This window comes from Trichloromonas sp. (assembly GCF_034006665.1).
Taxonomy (GTDB): Bacteria; Desulfobacterota; Desulfuromonadia; order Desulfuromonadales; family Trichloromonadaceae; genus Trichloromonas.
The window spans coordinates 43450-49736 of sequence record NZ_JAVESI010000025.1 but is presented as its reverse complement, the minus strand read 5'-3'; the positions used below and the strand labels follow the sequence as shown (position 1 = coordinate 49736).

Genomic DNA, 6287 nt, shown 5'->3' with positions numbered 1-6287 from the left:
TTTCAAAGAGCCATTAAGACCGCTGCGGGGATATCTACGACATTTTGCCGAGGCCTTTCGGCCCGGCAACAACCGAATTGGTTGGCTCATGCCTCAAGCCGCGTGAGCTTTTTTCGCGATTGCATCACGATATAGTCGAGGGCTCCCGCCTTCAGCGCTTCCACCGCCCGGGTTTCGTCACCGTGGGCGGTCATGATCAGAATGGGGAAGGGCGGGGGTGTCGTCGGGTCGGAAAGGACGTTGATGGCGCAGCCATCGGGCAGATTGAGGTCCATCAGCACGACGTCGGGCGGGTCGCTCGCGACGGCCCGGCGGTATTCCTCCAGATTCCCGGCACGGCAGATGCGGGCGGCGGGAAAAATCCGCGCGAAGGCCCGGGTGATCGCTTCGGCATGGGCGAGGTCGTCTTCAACGACGAGAACCTGGGCAAGGTCGACGGGCATAGCTTGAACCTCTCTTTGGCGGAGGCGGACAAATTCAGCAGGGGCGTCGCAACGCCCGTTCGCGCAAGGCTGTTCAAGTGTAGCAGGGATGGCTGTCGAGGAAAAGCCCTCTTGAAATACAAATGAGAGAGAAGTGGTTGAGGTTTTTCCTTTACCCCTCATATGTTCCAATCAGAACGGCGGCTCCGAGCCCCCGCACGAGCGGCGAATCCTCTCGGCATAGGGTGGTTTGTCCGCGACGATGGGAATGTTGAGCGCTGGAAAGAGGGCATCAGTCGCCATAGGGCTTGCGGTTCCAGGCCAGCCAGTAATAGCCGAGGGTTTCCATCATATCAACGAACTTGACGAAATCAACGGGCTTGACCAGATAGCTGTTGGCGTGGTTGTCGTAGGCCCGGGCCATGTCCGTTTCCGCCGCCGAGGTGGTGAGCACCACCACGGGAATGCGCATCAGTTCGGCGTCGCCTTTGATCGTACTCAGCACTTCTAGGCCGTCGACCTTGGGCATGCGCAGATCAAGAAGGAAGAGCCCCGGCCGCGGCGAGGCTTCCGGATCGGCATAGCATCCCCGCCGGTAGAGATAGTCGAGAGCTTGCTGACCGTCGCTCACATGGATCAGACGGTTGGCGATGCGGCTGTTCTCCAGATTGCGCCGGACGATTTCGGCGTGGGCCGGATCATCCTCGGCCAGCAGAATCACAATTGGCTCACCATTCATGACTTTTTCTCTCCTTGTTGCTGGAAGGCTGCCGGCAGGGTGAAACGGAAGCAACTGCCGCTCTCGCCGTCCGACTCCACCCAAATTTTCCCCTTATACAATTCGACGATGCGTTTGACCAGGGCCAGGCCAAGGCCACTCCCCGGTGTGCTGGGATCAAGCTGGTTGAAGAGGCCGAAAATCTTTTCCTGGTAACGGGGATCGATCCCCAGGCCGTTATCGTCGACAAAGAAGACCGGCCCCTCGGTGGTCGTTTCGACGCCGAGTTCGATTTTCGGTTCGCGCTCGGGGTGGCGGTACTTGACGGCATTGTCGATGAGATTCTGCCAGATTTCCACTAGGCGCGCCCGGTTGCCGCGCAGGGTCGCCCCGTAAGGCCGGATGCGCACGGTCGCCTGGTGCCGGTCGATGGCACCGAGTACCAAGTCGCGGGCCGCTTCCGCCAGTTCGGTGAAAGCGATGGTCTCGGAAGTCTCCTCGATCCGGCCGACCCGGGAGAGGTCAAGCAGGTCGGAAAGAAGGCTGTGCATCTTGTCTGCCGCGCCGTGCATGTAGCCGAGATCTTTTTTAATCTGCTCGGCATCGCCGGCTTGAAGATCGTTTTCCAGAAAGCCGAAAAAGGTTTTCAGGGTAACCAGCGGGCTCTTCAGGTCGTGGGAGACGGTGTAGGTGAAGCGTTCCAGTTCGGCGTTCTTTTCGTCGAGTTCCCGATTCTTGGCGCGGATTTCCTCCTCCCGCCGCCGGCGCTCGGCGATCTCCCGGCGCAGTTCGAGGGTACGGCGGCGCACCGTGTTGCGCAGGGTGTAGGACCAGAGCAGGGCGGCGGCCAGCACCACCAGCACCGGCACCAGAACCCAGAGAAAGCGCTTGAGCACCTCGCGGAAGTCGGCCTCGGCCGGCTCAAAGGCGCCCAGCCACTTGCCGTAAATTTGCCGGTATTCGCCGCTCGCCTTGAGATTGGCCAGACCTTCGGAAAAGAGGGTGATGAGCTGGTGCTGATTGTCGGGGACGGCGTAGGCATACTCGGGGGCGCGCACGGCATGATCGGAAACCCGCAGGTTGTCCCAACCGTGTTTGTCGATCCAGTAGAGGGCGGGAATCTTCGCCGTCAAGGCGCATTCCCCTTCCCCCGCTGCGAGACGGCGGAGGGCTTCCTCCTGGGTAGGGGCCGTCAGCAACCGGTTGCCGTAACCCATCTCCCTGGCCACGTCATGCATGATATCCCCCTCCATGACCAGGATCGACTTTCTGGAGAGCTCGGCAAGATTGCCCGGCATGGGGGTGTCGGCGCGAACGACGATGGCGTGGTTGACCACCGTATGCGCTGGGGAGAACTCGAACTCCTCGTTCCGTTTCGGCGAATAGAACATGCCTTGCACCAGGTCGATATGCCCCTCTTTGAGGGCGGCGCGCACCCGCTCCCAGGTGTCGAGGCGAAAGCTGACCTCCAGTCCCAACTGGTGGGCGATAGCCCGGGTCAGTTCGACGTTGTAGCCGGTCGGCTCACCGTTTTCGTTGAGAAATTCATAGGGGGGATAGTCGTGGTCGCCGCCGACGACGATGCGCGCCCGACGCTGCTGACCGGCCTCAATGGGGCCGAACCATTTGGTGTGCAGGCGCCGGTAGGTGCCGTCGGCAATGACCAGGGAAAGGCCTTCGTTGAGCACTTCGAGGAGCCTTTTATCCCCTTCGCGCACGGCGAAACAGAAGGACTGCTCGAAGTCGCGCAGGGGTTCTTCAATCATCCGCAGGTTGGTCAATCCCGCTTTTTTGATCAGCTGCAGGGCAACCAGGCGCTGGATGACGACCGCGTCGTGCTCTCCTCCGGCGAGTTCCCGCAGGGCCTTCTCGAAGGTTTCGGTGGTGACAATGGTCGCCGGGAGATTGATGCGGCGCAGAAATTCCTCGGCGTTGTCGCCGCGCAGGACCGCCACCTCCTTTCCGGCGAGGTCGTCCAAGGTGCGGATAGCGCTGTCATCTGCACGGACGACAATGGTGCCGTGCATGGTCAGGTAGGGGAAGGTGAAGTCGTAGAGCGGTTCCCGTTCGGGGGTACGCCCCATCAGGGGCAGAACCTGGATCGTCCCCGTGGCGAGCATCCCTTTGACCTCGTCCCAGGGACCGATCAGGAAATCGACCTCGTGCCCCATGGCTTTGAGGCTGGCGCGCAGCAGCTCCACGGAAAAACCGTCGGCTTTCCCCTCTTCGTTGACAATGCAATAGGGGGGGTAGTTGTCTTCGCTGGCTGCGTGGATGGGGTGTTCCGCCGCTTCCGCCGTGTAGGGGGCGTGCGTCACGATGGTTAGGAACAGAAGCCAGAGCAGGACGAGAAGGACGGTCAGGCGCTTCATGATCGGGCTTCTTCGGGAGCTTTGAAGGCGTCGGGGAGGGTGAAGCGAAAGCAGGCGCCCTGGCCGGGGCCAGCTGATTCGACCCAGATCCGGCCATGGTAGAGTTCGACGATGCGTTTGACCAGGGCCAGGCCGAGGCCGCTCCCCGGGCTTTTTGGATCGACCTTTTCGAAGAGGTCAAAGACTTTGTGCTGATGGTGAGGATCGATGCCCTGGCCGTTGTCGCGGACGAAGAAGATCGTTTCCCCGGCCGCTTCGTCCACGCCAATCTCGATGCGCGGCGCGGCCTGCTCGCCCAGATATTTGACGGCGTTGTCGATAAGGTTCTGCCAGAGGCGCGCCAGGCGCAGCCGGTCGCCGTAAAGGGTCAGTTCCGGCGCCTCGATTCGCATCTCCACCCGGCGCTCGGCGAGGGGTCCGGCCACTGCCGCCAGCGCTTCTTCGAGTAGGCCGCGCAGGTCGACCCGGGCCGGGGCCTTTTCCTGGCGCCCGATCCGCGACATCTCCAGCAAGTCCTCCAGCAGCTGCTCCATCTTATCGGCGGCGCCGGCCATGAACTCCATATCCTTTTCCACATCCTCGCGGCGGCCGGTGCGCTGGTCCTGGCGCAGAAAACCGAGAAAGGTCTTGAAAGTGACGAGCGGGCTCTTCAGGTCGTGACTGACGCTGTAGATGAAGCGTTCCAGTTCCTCGTTACGTCGGCCCAATTCCTCGGAAACCCGGCGCAGATCGGCTTCGACGGCCTTCAGTTCGGTGATGTCGAGAACCATCCCCAGGGAATGCACCACCCGACCGGAGGCGTCGCGTTCGTGCGTGCAGCGTTCCAGCACCTGACGGATTTCGCCGGAGGGGCGCACCACCCGGTGTTCGATGGCGTAGCTGTCGGGGCCTTTCCGCAGCGATTCGCGGTGGGTGCGGTCGACCCTTTCCCGGTCCTCGGGATGCACCCGTTCGAGAAAGCGCTGGTAGCCGGCGGGGCCATCCTTTGGGGTCATCCCGAGAATACGCCAGGCTTCATCGGACCAGTAGAGCCGGTTGTCGGGGAGCTCCAATTCCCAGCTGCCCAGATGGGCCAAGGCCTGGGCCTGTTTCAGCTGGCTTTCGTTCTTTTTCAGCGCCGCCAGAAAACGGGCGCCGCCGAGATTGTCGGAGAGGATCTTGCCGATCAGCACCGTGGCCAGGGGGTAGACCAGCAGCACCGGCGGACCGATGCGCCTGAGCACGTCGAGGGCAAGCGGCCAGGGCAGGGTGAGCATGAGCAGCAGCATCGCGCCGTGCACCACCAGGCCGAAGATCAGCAGGGATGCGTTGGTGATTTCCCGCGTCCGCTGTTGCCGTCGCCGGTAGAAAAAGACGCCGAGCAGCGCCGAGGAGAGGATGACCGACACCCCGGTCAGGGTGCCTATTCCTCCTTGGGCAATGCGGCAAGCGATGGCCATTGTCGCGCTGACGGCGGCCGTCAGCGGCCCGAAGAAGAGCCCGCCGAGGCTGATCATCACTGAGCGGCCGTCGAAGATCAGTCCCGGGGCGAAAATCAATGGATTGAGCATGCCGATCACCGCTACCGCACCGAAGAGCAGTCCTTGCAGCAGCGCCCCCCGGCGGCCGGGAAAACGGTCGCCGATGAAGCCCGAGACGGTGCTTAAGGCGATCAGCAGGGCCAGGTTGTAGATCAGTTCGATGAAGATCGAAAGCATGCGGGGTCCGTGGGGGTGGGATGTTTACTGTTGCAGACTTCTTGCCAGTTCCACTCCCTGTCGCAACTCGGTGGCGACGGCGTCGACCTTGAGTTCGGCGGGGAGTTCGGGGAGCAGGCGGAAGGCGCCGCCGCCGAGGATGATTCGCGGCGCGGCGGTGCCGAGTTCGGCGCGAAGCCGTTCCACCAGGGCGATGACCTGGGGCAGGTTGAAGAGCATGGTGGCCGAGATGCCGAGGAGTTCTGCCTGGTGATCGCGAGTCATTGTGAGAATGTCGCCGGCGGGCATGTCGGTCCCGAGGAAACGCACGTCCCAGCCGTCCGCCTCCAGCAGATCGGCCACCATGTTGGCCCCGACCTGATGCAGTTCCCCCTGGACGCCGGTGATGATCGCCCGTCCCCGATGAGTTTCCGCCGTCGGCAGCCGTTCGTAGGCCCGGGCGACCACGTACTGGGTGACGGCGGTGGCCAGGTGTTCGTCGGCGACGGTGATGCGGTTGGCTTCCCAGAGGCGTCCCACTTCGTAGAGTGCTTTCTGGAAAATCTCCACATAGAGATCGCGGAGGTCGTGGCCGTTGTCCAGGGCTTCGAGGACAACGTTGACGGCGGCATCGCGCCGCCCGGCGAGGATCGCCTGGAGAAAGATCCGGCGGTGGAGGGCCAGAGGATCTTCCTCTTCGGCTTCCCCGGCGGGCTCGTCGCCGGCCAGGGCGGCCGCGCGGCCGGCGGCGAGGAAGGGGCTGACAACGGGACGGAATTCCGGCGCCAGCGTTCCGCCCAGTGCCTCCTCGATCCGGCGGAAACTCTCCGCGACGAAAGCGGGGGGGATGTTTCGGGCCTGCGCTACCCGAGCGGTCCAGCGCGCGTAATCGGCAAAGGCGGAGACCGTCCCCCCTTCGACGGCTCCGGCGAGAAAGTCGAGATGAGCGGCGATCTCCTCGCCGTCGAGGTGGGCATGGTCGTCGCTGGGGCGACGAGAGAAGGCTTTGGCGACCCGTTCGGCAATGCCTTGTCGATTTTCGCGGAGTCGGGCGGTCAGTTCCCGGCGGAGGGCGAAGGACGGTTCGTTCATACAGGCT

At 63.0% G+C, this 6287-nt stretch carries 5 protein-coding genes; all 5 read right to left on the bottom strand.

What is annotated here, in order from left to right; translation table 11 throughout:
• Nucleotides 1–86 precede the first annotated feature (86 nt).
• The 5 genes from RBR25_RS10765 to RBR25_RS10745 all read right to left on the bottom strand — a co-directional run bounded on the left by RBR25_RS10765 (nt 87) and on the right by RBR25_RS10745 (nt 6280).
• Complete coding sequence (locus RBR25_RS10765) at nt 87–443, bottom strand: response regulator (protein WP_432819553.1); 357 nt, start codon at nt 441–443, stop codon at nt 87–89.
• 271 nt (nt 444–714) lie between these two features.
• On the bottom strand, nt 715–1161 hold the full coding sequence (locus tag RBR25_RS10760; protein ID WP_432819552.1) for a response regulator: 447 nt from the start codon (nt 1159–1161) through the stop codon (nt 715–717).
• Nucleotides 1158–3512 carry a transporter substrate-binding domain-containing protein gene (locus tag RBR25_RS10755; protein WP_432819551.1) on the bottom strand — a complete coding sequence of 785 codons (2355 nt, stop codon included), beginning with the start codon at nt 3510–3512 and terminating at the stop codon, nt 1158–1160. Before RBR25_RS10755 ends, RBR25_RS10760 begins: the two co-directional genes overlap by 4 nt.
• A complete protein-coding gene (locus RBR25_RS10750; RefSeq protein WP_432819550.1) occupies nt 3509–5209 on the bottom strand; it encodes a LytS/YhcK type 5TM receptor domain-containing protein in 1701 nt (566 codons plus the stop codon). Before RBR25_RS10750 ends, RBR25_RS10755 begins: the two co-directional genes overlap by 4 nt.
• Nucleotides 5210–5233: 24 nt before the next feature.
• The gene (locus RBR25_RS10745) at nt 5234–6280 is read right to left on the bottom strand and encodes a cobalamin B12-binding domain-containing protein (RefSeq protein ID WP_432819549.1); all 1047 of its coding nucleotides are present in this window, start codon (nt 6278–6280) and stop codon (nt 5234–5236) included.
• Nucleotides 6281–6287: the final 7 nt, after the last annotated feature.